This window comes from Novosphingobium sp. BL-S-32, assembly GCF_056857055.1.
The window spans coordinates 2,483,312-2,506,256 of the sequence record NZ_CM166476.1 but is presented as its reverse complement, the minus strand read 5'-3'; the positions used below and the strand labels follow the sequence as shown (position 1 = coordinate 2,506,256).

General features: G+C 65.7%; 24 protein-coding genes. 14 read left to right on the top strand and 10 right to left on the bottom strand.

The annotated features are described in order from the left end of the window. The first annotated feature begins 111 nt into the window (after positions 1–111). On the top strand, positions 112–1,131 hold the full coding sequence (trpS, locus tag AC1VVK_RS11680) for a tryptophan--tRNA ligase (protein WP_482903113.1): 1,020 nt from the start codon (positions 112–114) through the stop codon (positions 1,129–1,131). Between the two features lie 32 nt (positions 1,132–1,163). On the opposite strand, the gene AC1VVK_RS11675 is transcribed toward trpS, so the two are convergent. Next, complete coding sequence (locus AC1VVK_RS11675; RefSeq protein WP_482903112.1) at positions 1,164–1,844, bottom strand: MOSC domain-containing protein; 681 nt, start codon at positions 1,842–1,844, stop codon at positions 1,164–1,166. A gap of 191 nt (positions 1,845–2,035) precedes the next feature. Between AC1VVK_RS11675 and AC1VVK_RS11670 the strand changes: the two genes are divergently transcribed. Beyond that, entirely contained in the window at positions 2,036–2,725 is a 690-nt protein-coding gene (locus AC1VVK_RS11670; protein WP_482903111.1) for a DUF4136 domain-containing protein, read from the top strand. 122 nt (positions 2,726–2,847) lie between these two features. Next, on the top strand, positions 2,848–3,027 hold the full coding sequence (locus tag AC1VVK_RS11665; RefSeq protein WP_482903110.1) for a hypothetical protein: 180 nt from the start codon (positions 2,848–2,850) through the stop codon (positions 3,025–3,027). 472 nt (positions 3,028–3,499) lie between these two features. Here the strand turns inward: AC1VVK_RS11665 and dut are convergent, their stop codons facing one another. Genes dut through AC1VVK_RS11640 form a run of 5 tightly spaced genes read right to left on the bottom strand, consistent with a single transcriptional unit; the run spans position 3,500 to position 9,182 of the window. Beyond that, entirely contained in the window at positions 3,500–3,970 is a 471-nt protein-coding gene (gene dut, locus AC1VVK_RS11660; protein ID WP_482903109.1) for a dUTP diphosphatase, read from the bottom strand. Further along, positions 3,954–5,627, bottom strand: coding sequence for a bifunctional phosphopantothenoylcysteine decarboxylase/phosphopantothenate synthase (locus tag AC1VVK_RS11655; RefSeq protein WP_482903108.1), 1,674 nt, complete (start codon positions 5,625–5,627; stop codon positions 3,954–3,956). The genes dut and AC1VVK_RS11655 overlap by 17 nt, the downstream gene beginning before the upstream one ends. Positions 5,628–5,669: 42 nt before the next feature. Further along, entirely contained in the window at positions 5,670–6,860 is a 1,191-nt protein-coding gene (locus AC1VVK_RS11650; RefSeq protein WP_482903107.1) for a hypothetical protein, read from the bottom strand. An 11-nt stretch (positions 6,861–6,871) separates the two neighbouring features. Then, a complete protein-coding gene (gene ubiB / locus AC1VVK_RS11645) occupies positions 6,872–8,440 on the bottom strand; it encodes a 2-polyprenylphenol 6-hydroxylase (RefSeq protein WP_482903106.1) in 1,569 nt (522 codons plus the stop codon). A gap of 10 nt (positions 8,441–8,450) precedes the next feature. Then, positions 8,451–9,182 (bottom strand): class I SAM-dependent methyltransferase, encoded by a 732-nt coding sequence (locus AC1VVK_RS11640; protein WP_132388334.1) that lies wholly within the window; start codon positions 9,180–9,182, stop codon positions 8,451–8,453. Between the two features lie 220 nt (positions 9,183–9,402). On the opposite strand from AC1VVK_RS11640, the gene AC1VVK_RS11635 reads away from it, so the two are divergent. Continuing rightward, positions 9,403–9,840: a TM2 domain-containing protein gene (locus tag AC1VVK_RS11635; RefSeq protein WP_482903105.1), complete on the top strand. Its 438-nt coding sequence runs from the start codon at positions 9,403–9,405 to the stop codon at positions 9,838–9,840. A gap of 30 nt (positions 9,841–9,870) precedes the next feature. On the opposite strand, the gene AC1VVK_RS11630 is transcribed toward AC1VVK_RS11635, so the two are convergent. Then, the gene (locus AC1VVK_RS11630) at positions 9,871–10,788 is read right to left on the bottom strand and encodes a DMT family transporter (RefSeq protein WP_482903104.1); all 918 of its coding nucleotides are present in this window, start codon (positions 10,786–10,788) and stop codon (positions 9,871–9,873) included. A gap of 109 nt (positions 10,789–10,897) precedes the next feature. Here AC1VVK_RS11630 and mutM point away from each other — a divergent pair, with 109 nt between their 5' ends. The 7 genes from mutM to AC1VVK_RS11595 all read left to right on the top strand — a co-directional run bounded on the left by mutM (position 10,898) and on the right by AC1VVK_RS11595 (position 18,452). Beyond that, positions 10,898–11,710, top strand: coding sequence for a bifunctional DNA-formamidopyrimidine glycosylase/DNA-(apurinic or apyrimidinic site) lyase (mutM, locus tag AC1VVK_RS11625; protein ID WP_482905155.1), 813 nt, complete (start codon positions 10,898–10,900; stop codon positions 11,708–11,710). A 146-nt stretch (positions 11,711–11,856) separates the two neighbouring features. After that, positions 11,857–12,117 (top strand): 30S ribosomal protein S20, encoded by a 261-nt coding sequence (gene rpsT / locus AC1VVK_RS11620; RefSeq protein ID WP_132388328.1) that lies wholly within the window; start codon positions 11,857–11,859, stop codon positions 12,115–12,117. Positions 12,118–13,129: 1,012 nt separating this feature from the next. Further along, positions 13,130–14,563 carry a chromosomal replication initiator protein DnaA gene (gene dnaA, locus AC1VVK_RS11615; RefSeq protein ID WP_132388621.1) on the top strand — a complete coding sequence of 478 codons (1,434 nt, stop codon included), beginning with the start codon at positions 13,130–13,132 and terminating at the stop codon, positions 14,561–14,563. Between the two features lie 270 nt (positions 14,564–14,833). Next, entirely contained in the window at positions 14,834–15,844 is a 1,011-nt protein-coding gene (locus AC1VVK_RS11610; RefSeq protein ID WP_482903103.1) for an IS30 family transposase, read from the top strand. Positions 15,845–16,229: 385 nt separating this feature from the next. After that, on the top strand, positions 16,230–17,132 hold the full coding sequence (locus AC1VVK_RS11605; RefSeq protein WP_482903102.1) for a GGDEF domain-containing protein: 903 nt from the start codon (positions 16,230–16,232) through the stop codon (positions 17,130–17,132). A gap of 113 nt (positions 17,133–17,245) precedes the next feature. Then, positions 17,246–17,647: a DUF983 domain-containing protein gene (locus tag AC1VVK_RS11600; RefSeq protein WP_482903101.1), complete on the top strand. Its 402-nt coding sequence runs from the start codon at positions 17,246–17,248 to the stop codon at positions 17,645–17,647. 7 nt (positions 17,648–17,654) lie between these two features. Beyond that, on the top strand, positions 17,655–18,452 hold the full coding sequence (locus AC1VVK_RS11595; protein ID WP_482903100.1) for a HesA/MoeB/ThiF family protein: 798 nt from the start codon (positions 17,655–17,657) through the stop codon (positions 18,450–18,452). Here the strand turns inward: AC1VVK_RS11595 and AC1VVK_RS11590 are convergent. Beyond that, entirely contained in the window at positions 18,431–18,793 is a 363-nt protein-coding gene (locus AC1VVK_RS11590) for a GFA family protein (protein ID WP_482903099.1), read from the bottom strand. The two genes, AC1VVK_RS11595 and AC1VVK_RS11590, sit on opposite strands and share 22 nt — an antisense overlap. Further along, the gene (locus tag AC1VVK_RS11585) at positions 18,790–19,491 is read right to left on the bottom strand and encodes an NAD-dependent deacylase (protein WP_482903098.1); all 702 of its coding nucleotides are present in this window, start codon (positions 19,489–19,491) and stop codon (positions 18,790–18,792) included. The genes AC1VVK_RS11590 and AC1VVK_RS11585 overlap by 4 nt, the downstream gene beginning before the upstream one ends. A 147-nt stretch (positions 19,492–19,638) precedes the next feature. Between AC1VVK_RS11585 and dapB the strand changes: the two genes are divergently transcribed. From dapB to AC1VVK_RS11570, 3 genes are read left to right on the top strand one after another with little or no spacing between them, the layout of a single operon-like run. Then, complete coding sequence (gene dapB, locus AC1VVK_RS11580; protein WP_482903097.1) at positions 19,639–20,367, top strand: 4-hydroxy-tetrahydrodipicolinate reductase; 729 nt, start codon at positions 19,639–19,641, stop codon at positions 20,365–20,367. Beyond that, the gene (nth, locus tag AC1VVK_RS11575; protein WP_482903096.1) at positions 20,364–21,023 is read left to right on the top strand and encodes an endonuclease III; all 660 of its coding nucleotides are present in this window, start codon (positions 20,364–20,366) and stop codon (positions 21,021–21,023) included. Before dapB ends, nth begins: the two co-directional genes overlap by 4 nt. Before the next feature lie 14 nt (positions 21,024–21,037). Beyond that, positions 21,038–21,427 carry a hypothetical protein gene (locus AC1VVK_RS11570; protein ID WP_482903095.1) on the top strand — a complete coding sequence of 130 codons (390 nt, stop codon included), beginning with the start codon at positions 21,038–21,040 and terminating at the stop codon, positions 21,425–21,427. A 147-nt stretch (positions 21,428–21,574) separates the two neighbouring features. Here the strand turns inward: AC1VVK_RS11570 and AC1VVK_RS11565 are convergent, their stop codons facing one another. Further along, positions 21,575–22,894: a dicarboxylate/amino acid:cation symporter gene (locus AC1VVK_RS11565; RefSeq protein ID WP_482903094.1), complete on the bottom strand. Its 1,320-nt coding sequence runs from the start codon at positions 22,892–22,894 to the stop codon at positions 21,575–21,577. Positions 22,895–22,945 lie beyond the last annotated feature (51 nt).

The window sequence follows — 22,945 nt, the reverse complement described above, 5'->3', positions numbered from 1 at the left end:
GCGATGGCGGAGTGTCGCGCGCGTTTCGCGCTGACCCTGCCTGCATGCGCGCCCCGGCGGGCGCACCATCCACACACAAACGACAACCCATAAATCGCGAAGGACGCGTCCATGCGTATCGTCTCCGGCATTCAGCCCACCGGCAACCTGCACCTCGGCAACTACCTGGGCGCCATCCGCAACTGGGTCTCGATGCAGGACGATGCTGCCGCCAGCGGTGGTGAGTGCCTCTACTTCCTCGCCGATCTCCACGCGATCTCGATGCCGCACGTGCCCACCGACCTTTCGGCCAACACGCGCGAGATGGTCGCCGCGCTGGTCGCCTGCGGGATCGATCCCGACCGCTCGATCCTGTTCAATCAGGCGCAAGTCCCCCAGCATGCCGAGCTGCAATGGCTGCTCAACGGCACTGCGCGCATGGGCTGGCTGAACCGCATGACGCAGTGGAAGGACAAGGCCGGCAAGAACCGCGAGGGCCAGTCGGTCGCGCTGTTCACCTATCCGGTGCTCCAGGCCGCCGACGTGCTCATCTATCAGGCCACCCACGTCCCGGTGGGCGAGGACCAGAAACAGCACCTCGAACTCGCGCGCGACATCGCCCAGAAGTTCAACAACGACTTCTGCGCAGAGGACGCGCCGCTGTTCACGCTGCCCGCGCCCTTCATCCCGCCCGAAGCCGCCCGCATCATGAGCCTGCGCGACGGTTCGTCGAAGATGAGCAAGTCGGACCCCTCCGACATGAGCCGCATCAACATGACCGACGATGCCGACACGATCATGCAGAAGGTGAAGAAGGCCAAGACCGACCCCGAGCCGCTGCCCTCTGAAAAGGCCGGCCTCGAAGGCCGTGCGGAGGCCAACAACCTCGTCTCGATCTACGCGGTGATGGCGGGAACCACGGCGGACGACGTGCTGGCGCAGTTCGGCGGTCAGGGCTTCGGCTCGTTCAAGCCCGCACTGGGCGAACTGCTGGTCGAGAAGCTGGCACCGATCAACGCCCGCTTCGTCGAACTGCGGCAGGACCGCACGGCGCTCGACGCGATTCTGCGCAAGGGCGCCGAAAAGGCCCGCGCGCTGGCGATCCCGACTCTGGAAAAGACGTACGACGCGCTCGGGCTCGTTCGCGGGTAAGGCGTGGGGGGCGCTTCCGGCGCCCCCTTCCCCTAACCTTCCAGCCCTAGCAGCTTCGCCCGCCGCCGAACCCATGGCGTGGCCAGTGCCGAAACTTCTCCGAGTGCTTCCAGGCCTTCGGGGTCCCGCTTGTGGTCGCCCGCGATCAGCAGGCCGAAGACACGCTGCACGCTCCATTCCGGCCACGGCCGCCCCATCAGTTCCATCGCGTCTCCGGCAGCAACCGTGCCGTCCTCCACGACGCGGTAGTACCAACCCGCCCGGCGCGATTTTACCACGCCCAGATTGACCGCGGCGCCGTCGAAGCGGTGGTCGAGCTTCCAGCAGGGTTGCCGCCCCTGGCTCACTTCGACCAGCGCGGTGCCAAGGCGCCAGCGGTCGCCGATGCAGACGGCTTCCTCGGTCAGCCCGTCGGTGGCGATATTCTCGCCGAATGCGCCATAATCGGCCAGCAGCGGATGCGCGCCGATCGCCCGACGCCAGAAGGCATAGTGATCGTGCGGATAGTGGTGGATCGCCTTGTCCGGGCCGCCATGGACGGCAAGGTCGGCCTGCTCATCGCCCTCCAGCCCGAGGCGGTGGACGCGCACCGGCCCCTGCACCGGGTGCTTGCCGATTGCGCTCGGTTCGTCCAAGCCCCGGAAAGGATTGACCCGGCCGCACTGAATCGAGCGAATCGGTACGGAAAGCGGCGTTTCTGCACTGGCGATCATCCGACGAGAATCCTACATCCAACGAACAAGCTCAAGCCATGACCGGCGGCTGAACGCGATGAGCGATCCATCACGAACTTGCCACCATTCAACCGCTATTCAGGGCATTGATATTAGGGCAGGATCGCAAGGAATCGCGGGCCGCGCTTGGGAAGGGCGTCTCGGGCCTTCGGGTTCATGGAGTGAAACCAATGACAGACCATCCCGGATCGCAGTTCGGCAGGTTGAGAATGGCGGCCGTTGCCGTGCTTCTCATCGCGCTGGCCGCCTGCGCCACCCCCTTCAAGGCCGATGTTTCGCGCTTCCACCAGTCGCAGCTTCCGGCACCGCAGGGTCAAACTTTCGTCGTCGTCGCCGAGGACCCCCGACTCGCCGGCGGGCTTGAGTTCGCGACTTACGCCGGCCTCGTGCGCGACCGTCTGGCCCGTCTGGGCTATACCCCGGTCGACGATGCCGCCAAGGCAACGCTGATCGTCCACTTCGACTACGGCATCGACAATGGCCGCGAGCGGGTGCGTTCGACTCCGGGCATGGGTGCCTGGGGTCCGTGGTACGGTCCCGGCTGGGGTCCTCGCTGGGGCGGAGCCTGGGGCGGCTGGGGCGGCTGGGGCGGCGCCTGGGGCGGACCGTGGCGTATGGGCTGGTATGATCCGTTCTTTGACGGCGGCATCGATTCGTACACCGTCTTCACCAGCGGCATTTCGCTGAAGATCGACCGTGCAGCGGACAACCTGCGCCTGTTCGAAGGCCGTGCAGAGGCCGTTTCGACCTCGAACCGCCTGCAATATCTCGTCCCCAATCTGGTCGAGGCGATGTTCACCAACTTCCCGGGCAATTCGGGCGAGACCACCCGGATCTCGGTCGCCCCGGAACACAAGTGACCTGACAGGGAGGCTCCCCCCGCAAGGTGGGAGACACCGGGGAACGGGCTCGTCGCAAACGACGGGCCCGTTCTTGCTTTCAGGGTATGCTGCGGGGGGATCCCCCGATATAGCGGCCCGGAATGAACACCTTCATGGCCATCATGTCGCAGCTCTTCTGGGGGGTGACCATCGGAGCGCTGACATCGGCCTTCTCGCTGCTAGCCAAGGGGCTGGCGAGCATCGGCGTCATCGGCAGTCTGGGCTGGTACGGCTTCAAGCGCCACCGCGAATGGCGCGCGCGGATCGAGCGCGAGGACTGAGCGGCGCTTGCCTCACGGGTCGTTGCCTATTGCCCTTCCCATAACGGGCTGCGCCGAAACAGAATGCGGGCTTTTCTGAGACAACCTCATCCACAAACACTTCGTCGCCCCCGCGAAGGCGGGGGCCCCGCTGCCTTTCTGCTATGCCGCGAGAAAAAGAAGCGGGATCCCCGCCTTCGCGGGGATGACGGAGTGGAGTGGGATAGGTAACGCGCGTGCTCGAACGTAAAGCGCTGTTCTTCCAACGCTTTCAATTGACAGAACGACCTGCGAGCGAAAGCTAGCTCAATGCCTCTCGATCATATAGCCGATGCCATCGGTTTCGCCGCAGATGTTGTCGACGTTGCCGACACTGCCGAAACGGTGCACCGCAAATGGGGCTGCGGGGGTTGCCTCATCGCGATACTGGCGCTGGGGCTACCCATACTGCTCCTGTTGTGGGCCCTCGGCGCCTTTTTAGGCGCCTAAGCAATCAGTTCCCCAGCGCGACCACACCGCCGGTCGAACCGAAGCCGCCTTCGCCGCGCACGGTCTCGTCGAGTTCTTCCACCTGCAGCCATGTCCCGCGCGTGACGGGGGCCAGCACCAGCTGCGCCACCCGGTCGCCCCGGCGGACGTCGAAGGCATCGGCGCCGTGGTTGATCAGGATCACCTTCAGCTCACCGCGATAGTCGGAATCGATCGTGCCCGGCGCATTGGGCACCGAGATGCCGTGCTTGAGCGCAAGGCCCGAGCGCGGGCGGACCTGGATCTCGAAGCCCGGCGGGATCGCCATGGCCAGCCCAGTGGCGACCGCATGGCGCGCGCCGGGGGCCAATGTCACGTCCTCGGCCGAAACCACGTCCATTCCCGCCGCGCCGTCGGTCGCATAGACCGGCAGCGGCAGGCCTTCGCCATGCGGAAGGACCTTTACAGCAACGGGAACGTCAACGGGGGAGTGCATCTGCGAACCTTTCGACGAGGAGGCGCGCGACCTCCTCTTTGGGCATTTCGGGAAGAGAGATCACATCGTCGCCCCGGACGATGTGAACGGTGTTGGCGTCCCCGCCCATGACATCGCCCGAAACGTCGTTGGCGATGATCCAGTCCGCGCCCTTGCGCTTGCGCTTTTCCTTGGCGTAGCGGATCACGTCCTCGGTCTCGGCAGCGAAGCCGATCAGCAGCGGCGGCCGGTCGGGCCGCGCGGCGACGCTCGCGAGAATGTCGGGGTTTTCGGTGAGCAGCAGCGCCGGCGGCGCCGAACCGCGCTTCTTCAGCTTGTCCTTGGCGACATTGATCGTCCGCCAGTCGGCCACGGCGGCGACCATCACGGCAATGTCGGCAGGCAGCGCGCTCTTGACCGCGTCGGCCATCTGCTGCGCGCTTTCCACGTCCACGCGGTCCACCCCCGGCGGGGTTTCGAGATGCACCGGGCCCGCCACCAGCGTGACCCGCGCGCCGGCCTTGGCGGCGGCGCCGGCAATGGCGAAGCCCTGCTTGCCCGAGGAGCGATTGGCGATGTAGCGCACCGGGTCGATCGGCTCCCAGGTGGGGCCGGCCGTCACCAGCACATGGCGGCCCGAGAGCGGACCGTCAGTCGGCTTTTCGAAGGGCGCCTCCGGCGCGGAGCCGAAAGGCTGCGGCGCAGCGCCGAAAGGCGAAATGACGTGGTTGATCGCGTCAGGATCGGTCGGCGGAGCAGAACGCGCACCGCCTTTCTTCACCACCAGCAGCCCCGCTGCCGGATCGGCGACCGCGCCGCCGTCGGACAGCGAATGGGGCGAAAGCGGGTCGGACGCGAGCCCGTCGTTGTCGGACGCGCCGAAGCTGATCGCCTTCTTGGCCTTTTGCAGGCCGCGGCTGATCATCGAACCGGTGAGGCCACCCAACCCGAAGCTGTCCGCCGCGCTGTCCGCGCCAATATCGTGGCCGGTGTCGTTATCGGCATCCTCGGCGGTCGGTTCCGGCTCGGGCGCAGCGAACTGCGGCTGCCAGGGGAACGGGTTGCGCAAGTCCAGCCCCATTTCGGGCTGTGGCAGCGTCGGCACGGTGCCGGGCAGCGGCGCCACTTCCACGGGGCCGAGGCCGAGCGCCCAGGCAATGCGCTGCCAGATCGCGATAGGATCGGGCAGGCGGCCCGGGCCGAATTCGCCGCAGGCCATGGTGCCTTCGTCCGGCTCCATCACATCGACGCCCACTTCGCGCAGGATCTGCACGTTGCGGACCGTGGCGGCGTGCTGCCACATGCGCACGTTCATTGCCGGGACGGCCATGACCGGCTTGTCGGTCGCCAGCATCATCGTCGTGGCCAGATCATCGGCAATGCCCGAGGCCATCTTGGCCATGAGGTCCGCCGTCGCTGGGCAGACCACCACCAGATCGGCCTCCCGGCTCAGCTGGATATGGCCCATCTCGACCTCGTTCTTGAGGTCCCAGAGCGAGGTGTAGACCGGCCGCTCCGACAGCGCCGCCAGCGCCATCGGGGTGACGAACTTGGCGCCGGATTCGGTCAGCACGCAGGTGACCTCGCCGCCTTCCTTGCGGATCTGGCGGACGAGTTCGCAGGCCTTGTAGGCCGCGATACCGCCGCCGATGACGAGGAGAATACGGGGACCACTCATGGTCCCGGCTTGTGCAACAGCGTTCATAACGGTGCAATCTGTTTAGGGGATCTTTACCGGAGATTTGGCCAGCCTTTCGGCTGAAACAAGTCCTGCCGCCGAGACGAGGCCTGTCAGCGCGCGCGGCGCGAAGGCTATCCCGGCGAACATCGCAGGGGCAATCATCGCCCCCCAATAGAAGTTGTCCCAACGGCCGGCGGCCATGAACAGCACGCCGTACCCGACGGCGAGCAGGAAGGCGAACTCGCCCTCCGCGCGGTTCCAGCCGAGCCAGCCGAACGTCATCAGCACCACCGCCGGTCCGGCCAGCCAGTGCGGCAGCCAGCGCAAATTGCTCGACTGGATCACGTTGGAGAGCCAGCCCGACAGCCCGCGCATGACCAGCCAGGGCGCGCTGTGCGGATCGGTGGGCAGCACTTGCTGCGAGATCAGCGCAAGGTGCCAGGCAAGACCTGCGACAAACAGCGCCATCAGCGCGCTCCACGCCGCCGCCTCGCGCCAGTTGCGCTGCCACAGCGCGGTCGCGGCCAGAAGCGCGACGAAGGGCAGCGCATGCTCGCGGATCGCCAGCGCCAACGCGGCGGCGGCAAAAGCGGCGTGCCAACGTCCGCCCTCGCCGCGCGTGCCGATCCGGTGGAGGCCCAGCGCCAGCGCAATGAGCCCGCCCGACCATAGCTCGTGCAACGGGAAATAGTGCCGGTTGAGCGCCAGCGAGGCACCGACGAAGACCAGCGCCGTCGCGATCCTGCGTAGCCGGGGCAAAACACCCGCATCACCCAGCTTGCGCCACCAGACGACAACGATGCCGACCATCAGCGCAACGGCGGCCAGGATCTGCCCCGCCTCGCCCAGCCATGCATTGAGGTAGGCCAGCGTCGGCAGACGCACCGCGATGGCGGGGTTCACCGGATAGTCGCGCGAACGCTGTTCGGGGACGATGAAGTGGTAATAGTTCTCACCCTTGCGAATGCGCGCGATGGCGACTTCGTAGAGCGCGATATCCTCGTCGTAGGGCTTTTTCGCGGCGCCGGGAGCCGCGGCGGTCGAAACCGGCCCTTCGACCGGCCCCTGCCACGGCGAACGGCTGCCCGACTTGGCGACCGGCACCAGCGCCGAGGCGACCAGCAGCACGGCCAGAAACGCCAGCGCCAGCCGCGCCGCCCAGACCGGCCAATGCGCGAAAAGCGTGGGCGCCGGGTCGGAATCCCGACCGGCGACCTCGGCCGTTTTCATGCGGCCGGGGCTCAGTGCCCCAGCAGAGTCCAGTACGTCAGCGCCCATGCAGCGACACCCCCAAGGATTGCCGCCAGACCATAGCCTGCCCAGTGGTTACTTTGAGGTTTACGCTCGCCGCCCGGCGACCAGATCAGGTCGACATCCGGCAGCGGCGCCTGCTCGGGCGCGCCGCCCTTGGGCGGGAACTTCTCCTCGATCCGTCGCACCAGCGCGGGCAGGCGGAACAGCGTGCCCAGATCCTCACGCAGGCGGTCGGCGATCATCGCCTCTGGCCCGAGTTCGTCGCGCAGCCAGCTCTTCACGAACGGCGCCGAGACGTCCCACATGTTGATGTCCGGATCGAGCGCCGTCGCCAGACCCTCGACCATGACCATCGTCTTTTGCAGCAGCAGCAGGTGCGGCTGCACCGCCATGTCGAAATCGCGGGTGATCGCGAAGAGCCCGTCGAGCATCTGGCCGACCGACAGTTCGGACACCGGCTTGCCGCGCATCGGCTCGCCCACCGCGCGCAGCGCCGTCGCGAACTCTTCCACGGTGTGGTAGCTCGGCACGTATTGCGCTTCGAAATGGATTTCGGCCACGCGGCGGTAATTGCCGGTGGTGAGACCGTAGAGAATCTCCGCCAGCCACAGCCGCGCCTGCCGGTTGATGCGGCCCATGATACCGAAATCGATGGCGACGATGGTGCCGTCCGCTTCCACGAACAGGTTGCCCTGGTGCATGTCGGCATGGAAGAAGCCCGACGAGATCGCCTGGGTCAAGAAGGTGATGACCAGCTTGTGCGCCAGCCGCGGCAAATCATGCCCGGCGGCGCGCAGACCGTCGAGATCGCCCATCTTGGTGGCGCCGATCCACTCGACGGTGAGGACCTGCCCATTGGTGCGGTCCCATTCGATCGCGGGCACGCGGTAGCCGTGGATGCCCTTCATCGCATCGGAAAGCTCGGAGGCCGAGGCCGCCTCGCGCCGAAGGTCCAACTCGCGCAGGGTCCAGCGCTTGAGATTGGCCACCACAGCGCGCGGGCGCAGGCGCGCGGCTTCGCCGCCCAGCGCTTCCAGATGCGCGGCAGCCCATTCATACGTCTCGACGTCGTGCGCGAACTGCTCGCGGATGCCGGGACGCAGCACTTTGACCGCCACTTCGCGGCCATCGGGCGTGACCGCGCGGTGGACTTGCGCGATCGAGGCGGCACCCACCGGGGTTTCCTCGATCGAGGCGAAGAGCTTGTCGAGCGGCACGCCGAAGCTGCCCTCGATCGCGTGCCGGATCTCGGAAAAGGCGACCGGCGGCAGGCTGTCCTGCAAGGTCAGCAGGTTGTGCGCGGGGCCCTCGCCCACGAGATCGGGGCGCGTCGCCAGCGCCTGCCCCAGCTTGATCGCGGCCGGGCCGATCTCCTGGAAAGCCCCGGCATAGTCGGGCTCCACCGGCTGGCGCGTGCCGAACCGGGCGATCCGGCACAGGCGCTTGACCTGCGCGGGGGCATTGCGGTCATTCTCGATCCCGCGCAGCGCTCCGTGGCGCGCGAGAACGCGCCCCCACTTGAGCAGGCGCAGGATATGCGTTGCAGAACCCGTCACGATCTGGATCTCAGACCTTCCAGCCCGAATGGATCGCTACGAGGCCGCCCATGATCGGTTCGACCTTGGTGTGCCGGAAGCCGGCCGCGCGGATCATCTTCTCGAATTCCGGCATCGGCGGGAAGCGGCGGATCGATTCGATCAAGTAGCGGTAGGACTCAGCGTCACCGGCGATGGCCTGACCGATCTTCGGCACCAGATGGTGCGAATAGGCGTCGTAGGCCTCCTTGAAGCCCGGCCATTCGGTGGTCGAGAATTCGAGGCAGAAGAAGCGCCCGCCGAACTTGAGCACGCGGTGCGCCTCGGCCAGTGCCTTGTCGATGTGGGTGACGTTACGGATGCCGAAGGCAATCGTATAGGCATCGAAGTGGCGCGCCGGGAACGAGAGTTCCTCGGCATTCTGGCGCGACCAGACGAGGCCATCAATGCCGCGCTCCATCGCGCGCTCGATGCCGACGTCCAGCATGTCCTGATTGATGTCGGAGACAGTGACCGAGGCGCCGTGCGCGGCCATGCGGAAGGCGATGTCGCCCGTGCCGCCCGCCATGTCGAGGATCTGCTCGTCCTCGCGCGGCTTCACGCGGCGCACGAACTTGTCCTTCCACAGCCGATGCATGCCTGCCGACATGGCATCGTTCATCACGTCGTACTTGCGTGCGACGCTGGAGAAGACAGCGCCGACGCGCTCCTGCTTCTCCTCGGTGGCCACATCCTCGTAGCCGAAGGAAACCGTTTCGCTCATGGCGCCGCTTTAGGCGTAAATGCCGTTTGCGCAAAGGGTGATGCTGGCCAGTGAACGGATCCTTTGCCCAATATAGTTTGCGGCGCGGCGAAAATTGAAATTGCACGTTATTTCAATAATTTCACCGGCGCTTTAAGAGTTGCAATGGCAGTCCTCCCTATCATTTCCGCACGAAGAATCAGTCACGCCGGTTCGCAATCGGAAAAAAGGGGACAGAAGAATGGAAACGGAAACCCGCGAAGACGCACTCTCAACCAGCGAAGGATTGAGTGAAATGGCCACGACGGAATGTCCATTCTGTGCGGAAGCGGTCAAGGCAACCGCCAAGAAATGCCGTCATTGCGGCGAAACTCTGGATATTGCCTTGCGCCGCGCCGAAGAGGCCCTCCGCGCCAGCGAGAGGCAAGGCAACGTCTATATGAACGCGGCCGTTTCCACCGGAGGATACAGCCGTCCGGTGAAAAGCAAGGGGGCTGCCATCGTGCTCGCCCTGCTCTTGGGCGGCCTTGGGGCGCACAAGTTCTATCTCAACCGAACCGGCTTGGGCATCCTGTACCTCGTCTTTTGCTGGACGCTGATCCCGGGCTGCATCGCTTTCGTGGAGGCCATTGTCTACGCCTGCACCAGCGACGAAGCCTTCCACTACAAATACGGCTGATCCAGCCGCTTTCGGCGGCGGGCGCGGCGTTCATGCCGTCGCGTTCGCCCGTACCCGCCGCAGGGCGAGCGCGGAAAGCACGATACCTGCCAGAATCAGCGCCATGCCCGCGAGGTGGTAGGGCATGAGCCGCTCGCCCAGCAGCAGCGCCGAGAGCAGCGCGCCGAACAGCGGCATCAGCGTGATCGCCTGCCCGGCGCGGGCCGCGCCAAGCTCGGCCGTCGCGCGGTTATAGATGAAGTAGGCAATCGCCGAAGGAAACAGGCCGACATAGGCGAAAGCCGCCAGCACATGCGGGCTCCAGTGCACGGCCTGCCCGCTCGCCGCCTCCAGTGCGGCCAGCGGGGCCATGCCCATCGCGCCAAGCGCGAAAGTCAGGAACAGGAAGACCACCGGCGACACCGGTGGCCGCTTGCGCAGCAGCACCGTGTAGAATGACCATGCCGCCACCGCGCAGAAGATCAGGCTGTCGCCCGGACCGAAGCGCAGTTGCATCAGCGCCGCCGGATCGCCTTTGAAGACAATGGCCATGACCCCCAGCGTCGAGACGACGACGCCCAGCACATGCAATTTCCCAGGCCGCCCGCCGAACAGCACCCGATCCAGCACCGTCACGGCCGCCGGGATCGAGGCTTGCAGCAGCAGGGCATTGGCGGCGGTCGTGTAATGCAGCCCTTTATAAAGGAAGCCGTTGAAGCAGACGACGCCGAGCACGCCCAGCACCACAATCCACCGCCAGCCCGCCAGAACCGCGCGCCACTCGCGCCGCAGCGGACCCAGCGCGAAAGGCAGCAGGACCATCAGCGCCAGCAGCCAGCGCCCGAATGCCAGCGTGAACGGCGGCACATCCGCACGCACCGCCCGGCCGACGATCGAATTACCCGCCCACAGCAGCATGACGAGGCCAAGCATGGCAAAGGCGCGAAAGTTCGAAGGCTTTTCTTCCATGACAAGCGCTTAGCGGCCCGTTCGTTGGGTGGCGAGGCTCGTGACATTCGGAATGCCGAGCCCTCGCTCGCTTTTCATGGCGCGTGCGAAGCCCTATCTCCCCCCCACGATGCCAGAACTTCCCGAAGTCGAAACCACCGTGCGCGGCCTTGCCCGCTATCTCGAAGGCGAGCGGATCGCGCGTGTAACGCTCAACCGCGCCGACTTGCGCCGCCCGTTCCCGCCCGATCTGGTCCAAGTCCTGACCGGCGCGCGGGTGACGACGATGGGCCGCCGCGCCAAGTACGGCCTCATCCATACCGACCGCGACCAGACCATGGTGTTCCACCTCGGCATGTCCGGCCGCTGGCGAATCGAGCCGGAGAAACCGGAAAAGCACGACCACCTCGTGATCGAGACCGGATCGGGCCATGTCCTGGCGCTCAACGACGCAAGGCGATTCGGTTCGGTGGACCTCGTGCCCACCGCCGGGCTCGATTCGTGGGGCGCATTTGCCGCACTGGGGCCGGAACCGCTGGGCGAAGGGCTGACGGCCCCGCATCTCAAGACGCAGCTGGCCGGACGAATCGCCCCGATCAAGCAGATGCTGCTCGACCAGCAGGTCGTCGCCGGGCTCGGCAATATCTATGTCTGCGAAGCGCTGTTCCGCGCGCGGATCCGGCCCGACAAGGAAGCCGGCCGCGTTACCCTGCCCGCGCTGAACCGGCTGGTGCCGGCGATTCGCGATGTGCTGTCCGAATCGATCGCGGCGGGCGGCTCGACGATTCGCGACTATGCGCAGCCCAATGGCGAACTGGGCTATTTCGCCACTTCCTGGCAGGTCTATGGACGTGAGGGCGAAGCTTGCCTATGCGGGGCCCCGGTAAGGCGCTTCGTCCAAGGTGGACGCAGTACCTTTTGGTGTCCGAAATGCCAGAAATAGGCGGTTTCGGGCGCCTCACGCGGGTTGACGGAATGGCGCTACACCGCTAAGGGGCGCGCTTTCCGGCGAGTCCGCTCGCCAAAAGCAGATTCGTTAGGCATTGGGCCGGCATCACCAGCGTGGGGCGGCCAGACAGAGGAAATTCGATGGCCAATACGCCGCAAGCCCGCAAGCGCATCCGTCGCAACGATCGCCGTGCGGAGATCAATACCAACCGCATCAGCCGCATCCGTACCTTCGTGAAGAAGGTCGAAGCTGCGATTGCCGGTGGCGACAAGAGCGCCGCTTCGGCCGCTCTCAAGGAAGCCCAGCCCGAGCTGGCGCGTGGCGTTGCCCGCGGCGTGCTTCACAAGAACACCGCAGCGCGCAAGTTCTCGCGCCTGACCAAGGCCGTCTCGGCTCTCTGAGCCCGGCCTGACAGTCCGGGCCCCGATTAATTCGGGTGGCCCGGGACTGCTGCTTCGGCCCAAGCTTCTGTCCGGACACCCCGCACATCTTGCGGGTATCGGGCGGAAGCTTGGGCCGAAGGCGTTTATGGCGTCCTCGTTTATGGCGTCCTCGTTCCTGTCGGCCACCCCTTGCGCCCGGCGCCGCGTGAATCGTGCAGCGCGCGCATCCACCGGCCGCCATTCCGCACAAAAGGACTGCACTCAGCGCTTGCGCCCAACGGGTGCTCCTGCCTAACGGGGCGTAGCAAATGCTCCCGGCGCGAATCGCGTACTGAGGGGCCAACCACAACATCCATCGGGTAGACAGGATCGGAACGCAGGGCCTCAAAACCCCGCGCACTGCTCCACGCCCTTCACAATCCGCACGGAGACCCCATTTCCGAATCGGCACATTGCGTCGAATCGGTCCTTCCGCCTTTGCCGAGGGGACGGGTGTTCCTGAGTCGAATTCCGATTCGGCACACAGGAGCCTCACCTAGTACTTTCGGCCGAGTACGGAACAGGAACGAAATCGGGACCTCGTCACCCGGCCCGAAGCCCCGCTTCGGACCCCGAGAAGGGGCCTGTGCAACGAAATGACGGAAACCTTACGATTCGCATGTGCGCATATGGGAACCGTTTGATTTCATTCATGAAAATTCTTTCATGACGGAAATTGGGCACTCCGAGACGAGTCAACAGGCATAATTTTTTTTATTTGGGGAGGATCGTATTGCACCGCGACCAAACCCGTTTCTAAAAGGGTCCTCGGCCGTTGCGGAACCGGCCGGGGAACATCAACAGCGACGAAGCACCCGCTGCAAACATGCGTTTGCGGTTGGGGATTTTTTTACGCCTGGTGGCGTGTCCTTTCCGGTTGCGCGCGGCCCATTCGGGGCAGCAGCCAACAAGGGGGGTTGGTTTTATGTCAGATACAGCAGGTCAAGGCGCTAACGGCGTGAGCAAGAAATCGAAGGCGGTAAAATTGGTGATGGAAGAGGATCAGGAAGCCGTGAATCTGGCGGCCGACTGGGCGGACATCAGCCAGGGCTTGCGCAAAGACCTCGGTCAGCAAGCGCACAGCCAGTGGATCAAGCCGATTCAGCCCGGCAATTATTGCAAGGAAACGGGAACGCTCGATCTCTATCTGCCCACCGAGTTCTCGGCGAACTGGGTGGCGGATCGTTTCGCGGACCGTCTCTCGCTGGCATGGAAGATCGCTCGTCCCGACGTGCGCCACGTGCGCATCCTCGTGCACCCGGGTCGTCGCCAGCTTCCCGAGCTGCGTCTGGGCGGTGGCGGCCGTCCGTCGAGCGCACCGGCCAATGATTCGGCGCAAGGTTCGGCCGATCCGATCTCGGTCGCACTGTCCGGCGAAGCTTTCGCCGCGCTGGGCCAGGGTCCTGCCGGCATCGATGCCTCGCAGACGTTCCAGACGTTCGTGACCGGCCAGTCCAACGTGCTGGCCTGCAATGCCGCGCAGCGCATGTCGGCCACCGAATCGCCGCAGTTCTCGCCGCTTTACCTCAAGGCCGCCACCGGCCAGGGCAAGACGCACCTGCTGCACGCGATCGGCCATGCCTATCTTCAGCACCACCCGCATGCGCGGATCTTCTACTGCTCGGCAGAGCGCTTCATGGTCGAATTCGTCCAGGCGCTGCGCCAGAACCAGATGATCGAGTTCAAGTCGCGTCTGCGCGGCTTCGACCTGCTGCTGGTGGACGATATCCAGTTCATCATCGGCAAGGCATCGGCGCAGGAAGAACTGCTCTACACGATCGATGCGCTGCTTCAGGAAGGCAAGCGCCTGGTCTTCGCCGCCGACCGCGCGCCGCAGGCGCTCGACGGTGTCGAACCGCGCCTGCTCTCGCGCCTGTCGATGGGCCTTGTCGCCGACATCCAGCCGGCCGACATCGAACTGCGCCGCTCGATCCTCGAAAACCGCCTGCACCGCTTCGCCTCGGTGGACGTGCCGTCGGACGTGATCGAGTTCCTTGCCCGCACCATCAACCGCAACGTGCGTGAACTGGTCGGCGGCCTCAACAAGCTGATCGCCTATGCCCAGCTTACGGGTCAGGCCGTCTCGCTCCAGCTGGCCGAGGAACAGCTTACCGACATCCTCTCGGCCAACCGCCGCCGCATCACGATCGACGAGATCCAGCGCACGGTCTGCCAGTTCTACCGTATCGACCGGACCGAGATGAGCTCCAAGCGCCGCGCCCGCGCGGTGGTGCGTCCACGTCAGGTGGCGATGTATCTCGCCAAAGTGCTGACGCCGCGCTCGTATCCCGAGATCGGCCGCAAGTTCGGTGGGCGTGATCACTCGACCGTGATCCACGCGGTCCGCCTGATCGAGGAACTGCGCACGCGCGATGCCGACATGGACGGCGACGTCCGCTCGCTGCTGCGCCAGCTCGAATCCTGAGGGTCTGCCCGGGGGCACCCCCGGGAACCCGCGGTACCATCCGCACGTTTTGCCTGCAGGGTCGCACCTGACCGCGCGTGGGAACCAGATCGGTTCCCACGCGCGGCGTCGTTTGGGGCGGGGGAATAGTGCCGGTGAGCCGTCATATTCGCACCCTCGTCGCCCTCGCGAAGGCGAGGGCCCCGCTTTTTCCTGACCTCTCGCCTGCACAACAGAAGCGGGATCCGCCAAGTTCACAAACGAAGTGCAACACCAGGTTATGGTGTTGTCATGGGAAGAGCTTACGAACAGCTTGATCTGGAAGAGCGGTGTACGATTGCCCGTCTTCATGAAGACGGGCAATCGCTGCGCCAGATCGCGGCAGCTCTGGATCGCTCGGCATCGACGATCTTTCGGGAGCTGAAGCGCAACAGCGGCAGCACGGTGGGCTATCGGCCCGGCTATGCGCAAGAGCAGGCGCGCGCCCGGCGCTGGTCGGGCATGCGCCTCGAACGCGATCAGGCCTTGCGCGAGGGCGTGCTGGGCCGCCTCGCGGCCGGCTGGTCACCCGAGCAGATCGCCGGCCGCATGGCCCGCGAGGCCGGCGTGCGTATCATCAGTCACGAGAGCATCTATCGCTTCATCCATGCCCAGATCAGGCGGACGAACGATCGATCATGGCGCCATTATCTGCCCCGCGCCAAGGCCCGCCGCGGATGGCGCCGCAAGCCCGGCGGATCCTCGGTCCGCTTCATCGCCAAGCGCCAACCCATCGCCATGCGCCCGGGCGAGGCCGCGGATCGGTCCCGGCCCGGCCACTGGGAGGCCGACTTCATGCTCTTCGCCCGATACGGCCAGGCCATCCTCGTCGCCCATGAACGCTCCTCGCGCTACACCCTGATCTGCCATCCGCCCGACCGAAAGGCCCGGCGCACCGCCGACCTGCTCGCCGCCATGCTGCGGCCCTGGCCCGCCGCCTTGCGCCAAACCCTGACCCTCGACAACGGCACCGAGTTTGCACAGCACCACAGGTTGCACCGTCTCGGCATCGATACGTTCTTCTGCGACCCCCACGCCCCATGGCAAAAGGGCGGCGTCGAAAACGCCATCGGCCGCCTCAGACGCGACCTGCCGCGCAAGACCAACATCGAGGATCTCTCGCCTGCCCACTTTGAGGACATCATCCAACGCTACAACAATACACCGCGAAAATGCCTCGACTTCAAAACACCCGCCGAGGCATGCTCTCTTCAACCGTTGCACTTCGAATGTGAATCCACATCCCCGCCTTCGCGGGGATGACGGGTGTAGGTTGGCAGGTGCCATTCCCCCGGCCACCACTCATCCTGAGCGCGATCGAGGACGGGCCGGTTGCGAGTTGGCCGCTGGAATTCCGCTCCCACACCCCGCTCATCCTAAGCTAGTGGAGTATGGCAGCCTCGCGCCTCGCTCGCCGGGGCTTCGACAGGCTCAGCCTGAGCGGGATCGGGGGAATGGCGGGTTCCAGCGCATGGGGATGTTTCCCCTCCCACTCCGCTCATCCTGAGCTTGTCGAAGGATGGCAGCCGCGCGCTTCTTCCGTCAAACCGCCAATCCGCCCCTGTCGTAAAATCTTAACCATTAGATAAGGGTCTTCGCATAGCCTTCGTCATGACCGGGCTTCCCGGCTGCACGAGAGGGGCATGCGATGCGCTTCTACCGGGCCACATCCTTTCTGTTCCCGCGCCGCTACGAATGGCGCCTGCTGTTGGCATGTCTGGCCGCCGTGCTGGTGCCCATGCTGGCCGTCGTGGCTTTCGCGGCAGCGACCGGACGGTGGGATCCCGTGCTGCTGGCAGTCACATTCTGCGCCACCGTGCTGGGCGCCGCACTCGGACTGAGCGCCATCCATGCTCTTGTCACGCCGCTGCGCGAGGCCGTTGCCCTGCTCGGCGCCGCTCAGCGCGGTGAGCGGCTGGCGGGTATCCCGCGCGGCGGCAACGACACCGTGGGCCTACTGCTCCAAAGCGTCGCCACGGCCGCCGCAACCGCCGCTATCCGCGCCGGGCAACCGCTCGACGCAGCGCGGCGCGACCGGCTGACCGGACTGCGCAATCGCCACGAATTCCTCGATTCGGCGGAGCGCGTGCTGGCCGGACAGGGCAATGCCGTGCTGGCCCTGATCGACATCGACCATTTCGCCTCGCTCTCCGGACGGTTCGGCCCCACCGCCGGCGACGCGCTGCTGCGCGCGGTGGCCGGACGGATCGACGCCGGGATGCGCCGCACCGACCTTGTGGCCCGCTGGAGCGCCGAGGCCTTCGCTGTGATCCTGCCCGATACCCAGCTCGACGAAGCGCGACTGGTGATGGAGCGGCTGCGCGCCAGCGTCGCGCTGGACAGCGCGCTGGCCCGGACTCTGGCCCAGACTTTAGCCACCTCCGAACACGACGAGACGGAAGGCGAAGCCATTTCGGTCACCTTCTCCTGCGCCCTCGCCCCGCTGCGCAGCTTCGCGCAGCTTGGTGAGGCAACGCACCGCGCCGAATCGACATTGAGTGCCGCCCACAGCGTCGGCAGCAATCGGGTACGGATCGCCGGCAACGGCTAATCCGCACCCCCTTACCTGATGCGGGGGCGTCCCTCCCCACCCCCCACCGAACGCCCCCGCATCTTCGTTTTTGCGCTTTGCCCGCACGGCCCCGATGCTGTAGGCGCATGGCCATGACGCTTCCCGCCTCCTACTGGCAGGCCGCGCTGCGCGGCATACGCTGCCGCTGCCCGCGCTGCGGCGAGGGCCGGCTGTTCCGCAAGTGGCTGAAACCGCTGGAACGCTGCCCGGCCTGCATGGCCGATCTGACGCCCCAGCGCGCGGACGACTTTCCCGCCTATATCGCGATGCTGGTGACCGGCCACCTGATGGCCCCACTGATCATCGCACTGTCCAGCGACTTCCAGTTCGGACCGGCGGCGATCTTCGCGATCGTGGTCCCGGTGGCACTGGTGATGATGCTGGGCATGCTCCAGCCCGCCAAGGGCGCGGTGATCGCCACCCAGTGGTGGTTCGGCATGCATGGCTTCGTGAAGGAGCGGCTGCCGGCGACACCCGGAACCACACAGGAATGATGCAGCAATGACTTTGGCACCCGATCGCCTTGCGCGTTTCGCGCGGCATATCGTGCTTCCCGAAGTCGGCGGCACGGGCCAGGTCGCGCTGGCCGATGCGCATGTGGTGCTCGTCGGCTGCGGCGGGATCGGCAGCCCAGCTCTCCAGTATCTCGCCGCAGCCGGGATAGGACGGCTGACGCTGATTGACGACGACACGGTGGACGTCAGCAATCTGCAACGTCAGACGATTTATACGCCATCGGATATCGGCAAGCCTAAGGCGGAAGCGGCAGCCGAATGGGTGCGGCGCTTTGATCTTGGCCTTGAGGTTGTGCCGCATGTAACGCGTCTCGGGGAAGACAACGCGGCAAAGATTCTCTTCGGCGCGAGCGTGGTACTTGACGGGTGTGACAACTTCGCGACTCGCCTGCGTGTGTCAGACAGCTGTATTAAACTGGGCATTCCCCTCACGAGCGCGGCGGTTGGTCGCTTTCAGGGGCAAGTCGCCAACTTCGCCGGACACCTGCCAGACCATGCCTGCTACCGCTGTTTCGTGGGCGATGCCTTCGATGCGCAGGACTGCGATACGTGCGCGGCCGACGGCGTGCTGGGCGCGATGGTCGGCATGGTCGGCACGTTCGCGGCGATGCATGCCATGCGCGTGGTCATGGCCGGCCACGCCGCGCTGGGCGATCCCCAGTACGGCACGCTACATCTGATCGACGGCTTGGCGCCTTCGATGCGGCCGCTCAGGATCGCCAAGGATCCCGGCTGCCACGCCTGCGGGGTTCAGGCCCCCGTTCAAGCCGATCTGCCGTCGTAAGCGTAGACGGACAGGCTCTCCAGCAATTCGGGCGCGAACAGGCGCATGTTCACGCCCATCCGGTCCCGCGCCGGGTCCACTGCGCTCCAGTGCGTGGTGCAGCCGCATTGGGGGCAGTGCCAGAACGTCCGCACCCGATCGCCCGTTTGATAGCCGCTGAGCGGGCCATCGATCCGCACGTTTGACGGACTGTGATAGGACCAGAGCGTCCCCAACCGGCGGCACACCGAGCAATTGCAATCGCAGACTTCGCGCGGCGTCTCGGCCAGTTCCAGCGTGACCGCGCCGCAATGGCAACTGCCGCGATGGCCGGCCGGGTTTCCAGCGGCGTCCACCGTCATAGCCCGAGAATCTCTTCCACCCATGCCGGAACCACTTCGGTGGCCGGGCCCTGGCGGGCGTCGTCGAACCAGCCGGTGCCCTGGCTGGGCTCCAGATTGAGTTCGAGCGTCGCCGCGCCAAGATCGCGCGCATTGCGCACGAAGCCCGCCGCCGGATAGACCGCGCCCGACGTGCCGATCGAGACGAACAGGTCCGCCTCCCGCAAGGCGTCGTAGATCGCGTCCATGTGGTAGGGCATCTCGCCGAACCAGACGACATCGGGACGCAGCGCCGCCTTGCCGCATTCGGGGCAGGCCGGACGGTCGATCAGAGTGCCCGTCCAGCGCGAGCGCACGTCGCATGCGGTGCACCAAGCATTGAGATGCTCACCGTGCATGTGGAGCACGCGTGAGGTGCCCGCGCGTTCGTGAAGATCGTCTATGTTCTGGGTGACGATCAGCAGGTCGCCCTCCCACTCACGGTCGAGCCGGGCCAGCGCGTGGTGCGCGGCATTGGGCGCCTTGGTCTGGATCGCCTCGCGCCGCATGTCGTAGAAGCGCAGCACCAGATCGGGATCGCGCTCGAAAGCCTCCGGTGTCGCCACGTCCTCGACTCGGTGCTGCTCCCACAGGCCGCCGCCGTCCCGGAAGGTATCGATGCCGCTTTCGGCCGACACGCCCGCGCCGGTGAGGATGACGATATTGCGGAGTACCGACACGGCTTGCCTTTCCCGTCTCCCCGAACCGTCCGCCCCTGCTCGGGACAGGCTTGTTTCGGGGTTCATTGTGCGCCATTCGCTGCCCGGTGTTTGGGGCACGATGGATGCTGAAACAAGTTCGGCATGACGGCTCCTGGAGACAGTGACGTGGCACGAATCGGAATTATCGGCAGCGAAGGCCGCATGGGACGCGCGATTGCGGAGGCCATTGCGGCGGCGGGCGAGGAATTCGTCGGCGGCGTGGACCGCGACGGCGACGTGGCGGCGCTGGCCGCGCATTCCGACGTGCTGATCGATTTCTCCAGCCCGGTCGCGCTGGAAGCCAACCTCGATGCGGCGGTCGATGCGGGCATTCCCATCGTCGTCGGCACCACCGGCCTTGAGGAACGCCACCACTGGCTGATCGATTCGGCCGCGCAGCACATTCCCGTGCTCCAGACCGGCAATACCTCGCTGGGCGTCACCCTGCTTGCCCACCTCGTGCGCGAAGCCGCCAGCAAGCTGGCCGAGGACTGGGATATCGAGATCGTCGAGACCCACCACCGCATGAAGGTGGACGCCCCCTCCGGCACCGCGCTGCTGCTGGGTGAAGCCGCCGCCAAGGGCCGTGAGGTCAGCCTGTCGAACGCTGCCGTGCGCGCCCGCGACGGCATCACCGGCAAGCGCGAGGCGGGCACCATCGGTTTCGCGGCCCTGCGCGGCGGCTCCGTGGCGGGCGACCACACCGTGCACTTCCTGGCCGATGGCGAGCGCCTTTCGTTCTCGCACCTCGCCGAGAACCGCACGATCTTCGCCAAGGGCGCGGTCAAGGCGGCGCAATGGCTGAAGGACAAGCACGCGGGCCGCTACACCATGCCCGAGGTGCTGGACCTTTGAACAAGGCCGAAATCTTCGAATTCTTCCGCCGTCTCGCCGAGCTTAACCCCTCGCCCGAGACGGAGCTGGAATTCGGCAATAACTACCAGTTGCTCGTCGCCGTGGTGCTCTCAGCGCAGTCGACCGACGTCGGCGTCAACAAGGCGACGCGGGCGCTGTTCCGGGAGGTAAAGACCCCGGCGCAGATGGTCGAACTGGGCGAAGAGGGCCTGAAAGAGCACATCAAGACCATCGGCCTGTTCAACTCCAAGGCCAAGAACGTCATCGCGCTCTCGCAGATTCTCGTCGATCGTTATGACGGCGAAGTCCCCGAAGACCGCGATGCTCTGGTCGAACTGCCGGGCGTCGGGCGCAAGACCGCCAATGTCGTGATGAACTGCGCCTTCGGGGCGGAGACTTTCGCGGTGGACACCCATATCTTTCGCGTCGGCAACCGCACCGGCATTGCCAAGGGCAAGACGCCGCTCGCGGTGGAGAAGCAACTGGAGAAGCGGGTGCCGCAGCCGTTCCGCGTCGGATCGCACCACTGGATGATCCTGCACGGCCGCTACATCTGCAAGGCGCGCACGCCGGAATGCTGGCGCTGCCCGGTCGTTGACTTGTGCGATTACAAGGACAAGATCATGGAGAAGGGAGCCGCTCGCAAGGCTGCCTGATCAGGAGGATGTCCATGGTTCGCCGTAACGTCACCTTCGCCCTCATGCCGCTCACGCTCATGGCCTGCACCAAGCAGGAACCCCAGACCCCGCCGCCGGTCAGCCCGGCCGCCGAAGTGGTTGGCCCCGCGCAGGACTGCCTGCCGCTCAGCCAGTTCTCCAACACCAATATCCGCGACGACTGGACCATCGACTTCATCGGTGCCGGCAACCGCGTCTGGCGCGTGACCTTGCCGAACCGCTGCCCGGGCCTGCGCTCGGCCGGGACCTTCACTTATTCGACGTCGCTGTCGCAGCTTTGCCGGCAGGACATCATCTTCCCGCTCAACCGCGTGGGCAGCGGGTTCCAGCGCGGCGCGGGCTGCGGGCTGGCGCCGTTCACGCCGGTCCGGCTGATCCGCTAACCGTTCCGGTGTCCTCCCCTGCAAGGGGAGGTGGCAGCGCCCATCCCATATCGGGGCGCTGACGGAGGGGTGTCCACGCTGGCGGTGACACCCCTCCACCACCCTTCGGGCGGTCCCCCTCCCCTTGCAGGGGAGGAATTTAAGCCATCAGCTGTCGTACTGCTCGGGATCGATATTGAGCCCCTTGCGCCCTTCCGACGAAGTGCGCGTCGGTGCGCGGGGCATTGCTTCCTCGGGATCGACCAGCGGCTGGAGCATGCCTTCGCTGCGGGTAATCACCGCCGTGGCGACTGCATTGCCGACGACATTGGTGGCCGAGCGGCCCATGTCGAGGAAGGTGTCGATGCCCAGCAGCAGCGCGATGCCTTCTACCGGCAGGCCGAACTGCGTGAGCGTGGCGGCAATGACCACGAGGCTGGCGCGCGGCACCCCGGCAATGCCCTTCGAGCTGACCATCAGGGTCAGCAGCATCAGGATCTGCGTGCCAATCGGCACATGGATGCCATAGGCCTGCGCGATGAAGATCGTCGCAAAGCTCATGTAGATCATCGAGCCGTCGAGGTTGAAGCTGTACCCCATCGGCAGGATGAAGCCCGAAATCCGGCGCGGCACACCGAAGCGGTCAAGCTGTTCGAACAGCTTGGGCAGGCTCGCCTCCGAAGACGCAGTCGAGAAGCTCAGCAGCAGCGGCTCGCGGATATAGCGGAACAGCGTGATGACCCGCCCGCGCAGGAACACCGCGCCCACAATGAACAGCAGCAGCCACAACAGCAGCATCGCGAAGTAGAACTCGCTGACCAGCACACCGTATGTCACGACGATGCCAAGCCCGCGCGTGCCGATCACGCTGGCAAGGGCGCCGAACACCGCGAACGGCGCAAAGCGCATCACGTAGTCGGTGATCTGGAGCATCAGTTCGGACAGCGCCTCGCTGACCTTGACGATGATCGCGCCCTTTTCGCCAATGGCGGTGAGGCCGACACCGACGAACAGCGAGAAGACGAGGATTTGCAGGATGTTGTTCTGCGCCATCGCGTCGACGGCGCTGCTCGGGAAGATTTCGAGGATGAAGTGGCGCAGCGTCAGCTCGCCCGTCTCCAGCTTGCCAAGGTCGGCCCGCGTCTCGAAGCCGACACCGACGCCGGGCTTGAACAGGTTGACCAACAGCAGGCCGAGCGCGAGCGAGATCAGGCTGGCCGAGATGAACCAGGCCAGCGCCTTGGCGCCGATGCGGCCCAGCGCCGAACTGTCGCCCATGCCCGAAATGCCGGTGACGATCGTGGCGAAGACCAGCGGCGCGATGATCATCTTGATCATCTTCAGGAAGACGTCCGGCAGCAGCTTGAAGTAGTCAGCCCACTGCTCCAGGCGCGGATCGCCTGCCGGCAGGCTCGCATGAAGCACCCAGCCCACGGCGATGCCCAGCACCATGCCGATAACGATATAAAGCGTCAGCCGCCTGCCCATTCCCACCTCGCAATAAAATTGCTTGCGAGACTAACAGCGTAACCCGCCCGG

Coding starts and splice junctions, on each gene's coding strand:
- trpS (WP_482903113.1), top strand. CDS start 112: ATGCGTATCGTCTCCGGCATTCAGCCCACCGGCAACCTGCACCTCGGC.
- AC1VVK_RS11675 (WP_482903112.1), bottom strand. CDS start 1,844: ATGATCGCCAGTGCAGAAACGCCGCTTTCCGTACCGATTCGCTCGATT.
- AC1VVK_RS11670 (WP_482903111.1), top strand. CDS start 2,036: ATGACAGACCATCCCGGATCGCAGTTCGGCAGGTTGAGAATGGCGGCC.
- AC1VVK_RS11665 (WP_482903110.1), top strand. CDS start 2,848: ATGAACACCTTCATGGCCATCATGTCGCAGCTCTTCTGGGGGGTGACC.
- dut (WP_482903109.1), bottom strand. CDS start 3,970: ATGCACTCCCCCGTTGACGTTCCCGTTGCTGTAAAGGTCCTTCCGCAT.
- AC1VVK_RS11655 (WP_482903108.1), bottom strand. CDS start 5,627: ATGAGTGGTCCCCGTATTCTCCTCGTCATCGGCGGCGGTATCGCGGCC.
- AC1VVK_RS11650 (WP_482903107.1), bottom strand. CDS start 6,860: ATGAAAACGGCCGAGGTCGCCGGTCGGGATTCCGACCCGGCGCCCACG.
- AC1VVK_RS11640 (WP_132388334.1), bottom strand. CDS start 9,182: ATGAGCGAAACGGTTTCCTTCGGCTACGAGGATGTGGCCACCGAGGAG.
- AC1VVK_RS11635 (WP_482903105.1), top strand. CDS start 9,403: ATGGAAACGGAAACCCGCGAAGACGCACTCTCAACCAGCGAAGGATTG.
- AC1VVK_RS11630 (WP_482903104.1), bottom strand. CDS start 10,788: ATGGAAGAAAAGCCTTCGAACTTTCGCGCCTTTGCCATGCTTGGCCTC.
- mutM (WP_482905155.1), top strand. CDS start 10,898: ATGCCAGAACTTCCCGAAGTCGAAACCACCGTGCGCGGCCTTGCCCGC.
- rpsT (WP_132388328.1), top strand. CDS start 11,857: ATGGCCAATACGCCGCAAGCCCGCAAGCGCATCCGTCGCAACGATCGC.
- dnaA (WP_132388621.1), top strand. CDS start 13,130: ATGGAAGAGGATCAGGAAGCCGTGAATCTGGCGGCCGACTGGGCGGAC.
- AC1VVK_RS11610 (WP_482903103.1), top strand. CDS start 14,834: ATGGGAAGAGCTTACGAACAGCTTGATCTGGAAGAGCGGTGTACGATT.
- AC1VVK_RS11605 (WP_482903102.1), top strand. CDS start 16,230: ATGCGCTTCTACCGGGCCACATCCTTTCTGTTCCCGCGCCGCTACGAA.
- AC1VVK_RS11600 (WP_482903101.1), top strand. CDS start 17,246: ATGACGCTTCCCGCCTCCTACTGGCAGGCCGCGCTGCGCGGCATACGC.
- AC1VVK_RS11595 (WP_482903100.1), top strand. CDS start 17,655: ATGACTTTGGCACCCGATCGCCTTGCGCGTTTCGCGCGGCATATCGTG.
- AC1VVK_RS11590 (WP_482903099.1), bottom strand. CDS start 18,793: ATGACGGTGGACGCCGCTGGAAACCCGGCCGGCCATCGCGGCAGTTGC.
- AC1VVK_RS11570 (WP_482903095.1), top strand. CDS start 21,038: ATGGTTCGCCGTAACGTCACCTTCGCCCTCATGCCGCTCACGCTCATG.
- AC1VVK_RS11565 (WP_482903094.1), bottom strand. CDS start 22,894: ATGGGCAGGCGGCTGACGCTTTATATCGTTATCGGCATGGTGCTGGGC.